Annotated in this window: 2 protein-coding genes; both read right to left on the reverse strand. The window is 30.5% G+C overall.

Features of this window, described 5'->3' with window-relative positions; genetic code table 11:
- Positions 1-606: condensation domain-containing protein (locus tag ACKTTV_RS01685; protein ID WP_408029071.1), on the reverse strand; the 606-nt coding region annotated here is incomplete at its 3' end.
- Positions 607-618: 12 nt separating this feature from the next.
- The coding region (locus ACKTTV_RS01690; protein ID WP_408029072.1) for a non-ribosomal peptide synthetase at positions 619-2,479 on the reverse strand (1,861 nt) is incomplete at its 5' end.

Consider the following 2,479-nt stretch of genomic DNA (forward strand, 5'->3'; position numbering starts at 1 on the left):
ATCTGATCCTATGTTATATAAACAGCTTCGTAATTTATAGTCTTTGGATAAATCAAATGGACGACTTATATACGACTCTATTGAATCTGAAGTACTCTCTATTTCTAAATCTTCCTTCTCTAAAAACCAATGATCGGATGATACTACAAATTGATATCCTACTCCTTCCTTTGAATAGATATTTGTCCTTAAAACTTCATGACGAGACACTATAGTTTTTAAGGATTTTTCTAAAACCGATACATCTAAATCTCCCGTTAATTCTAAAACTATTGGAATATGATAGGATAAACTCCCTTCCAACTGATCGATAAACCATAAACGTTCTTGACCGAATGATAATGGAATATCTTTAGGACGATCATATAACTCTATTTTTGGTAATAGTGATTCTTTTTCAATTCCTTTTACTTTATATTTTTTTATTTTCTCTTCATTTTTATTTTCTTTTAAAAACTCAATAATTTTAATCTTATTCGTTTTTATTTCCTCAATAATTTCTCCACTAATTTCTTTACTAGATTTTATATTTATTGAGTTATTATCTTTTAAACTTAATCTTATTCCTTCTCTATTTAATTTTTTAAAAAAATTTAAAATTTTCATTTAACTCCTGAATTAAATATTAATATCTACATTAGTTTCTTCTATTAAAGATTCGTTATAATTAATAACCTTATAACATATGTAAGATGATAACTCATCTATACAGGTAAATTGAAAAATTTCTCTTACAGAAATTTCCACTTCAAATTCTTTGCGAATTTTAGATACTAATTGAGTTACCATTAAACTATGACCTCCTAATTCAAAAAAGTTATCATAAATTCCAACTCGTTCAACTCCCAACAAATCCTGCCAAATCACTACTAATGATTCCTCGACATCACTTCTAGGGGCCACGTATTCTTGTAATGACTTAAAAGAATCTTTTAATTTTTCCAAATAATTCCTATCTAGCTTTCCATTAGTTGTTATAGGCATAGCTTCTAAAACTTCCCATAAGCTTGGAATCATATAATTTGGTAAACGTTCTTTTAAAAATTCATTTAATTCTTCTCGATCTAAATCTCCTGCTAAGACAACATAACCTACTAAGTACTTACTCCCTGAATTATCTTCTTTTGCAACAACACAGCACTTCTCCACAATAGGTGACTCGGATAATATATTCTCTATTTCTCCTAATTCTATCCGATGACCTCGTATTTTTACTTGATTGTCTTTTCGTCCTAAAAACTCCACATTTCCATCAGGCAACCAGCGAGCTAAATCTCCTGTTTTGTAAATACGTTCACCTTCCTTAAACGGATTGGGTACAAATTTATCTGTCGTTAATTCAGATCTGTTTAAATACCCTCTCGCGACTCCTATACCTCCTATACATAACTCACCTATAACCCCCATTGGTTGTAAATTTAAATTTGAATCTGTAATGTAAATTTGAATATTTGATATTGGTTTACCAATTAAAACCTTTTTATTTAAATCATCTAAGGGTACTTCCCAAAAACTTACATCAATAGCTCCCTCAGTAGGGCCATATAAATTATCCAATTTTTGATTTTTCAGTTTATCCTTAAATAACCTTACATGATCAGGTAATAACTCTTCTCCACTACATAAAACATGTCGCAAATTATGATAATCTTCTAACTCTGTTTCTTCTAAAAAAATGCCTAACATTGAAGGAACAAAATGAATTATTGTTACGTTTTGCTTTTGTATAATTTTTTTTAGATAAGAAGTTTCTTTATGTTTTTCTGGTTCAGCAACAACTAATTTTGCACCATTAAATAATGGCCAAAAAAACTCCCATACTGAAACATCAAAATTAAATGGTGTTTTTTGAAGAATGGCATCTTCACTACCCAATTGATAATTCAACTGCATCCACAAAAGCCTATTTACGATACTTCTATGCTCAATCATTACCCCTTTTGGCTTTCCTGTACTTCCTGATGTATAAATAACATAAGCCAAGTTATCAGGTTTTAACATTGGTTCTAAATCACTTGATGAGTAAGTAGATAGTAGTTCCCTATCACTTTCTAAATTTAGTAGTGAAACTCCTTCTTTTACAAAACATCCTTCACCACTAGTTAAAAGTAATTCAATACCGGTGTCTTCTACTATATAATCGATTCGATCCTGTGGATAATCTGGGGCTATTGGAACATAGGCTCCTCCTGATTTTAATATCCCTAAAAGACCAACAATCATATCCAAACCGCGATCTAAACAAATACCTACTAAATCATCAGGCTTAACTCCTTGTCCTTGTAAGTAATGAGCCAACTGATTCGATCGTTTATCCAATTCTGAATAACTTAATGATTCATCTGAATAAACCACTGCTATTGAATCTGGTGTTTCTAAAACCTGGGCTGAAAATAAATCTACCAAAGTCTTTTCTTCCGGATAAGAAACTCTTGTGGAATTAAATTCTTCTAACAGTTTAATACTTTCTTCTTCAGGT

The organism is Tenacibaculum xiamenense, assembly GCF_964513065.1.
Classification (GTDB): domain Bacteria; phylum Bacteroidota; class Bacteroidia; order Flavobacteriales; family Flavobacteriaceae; genus Polaribacter; species Polaribacter xiamenense.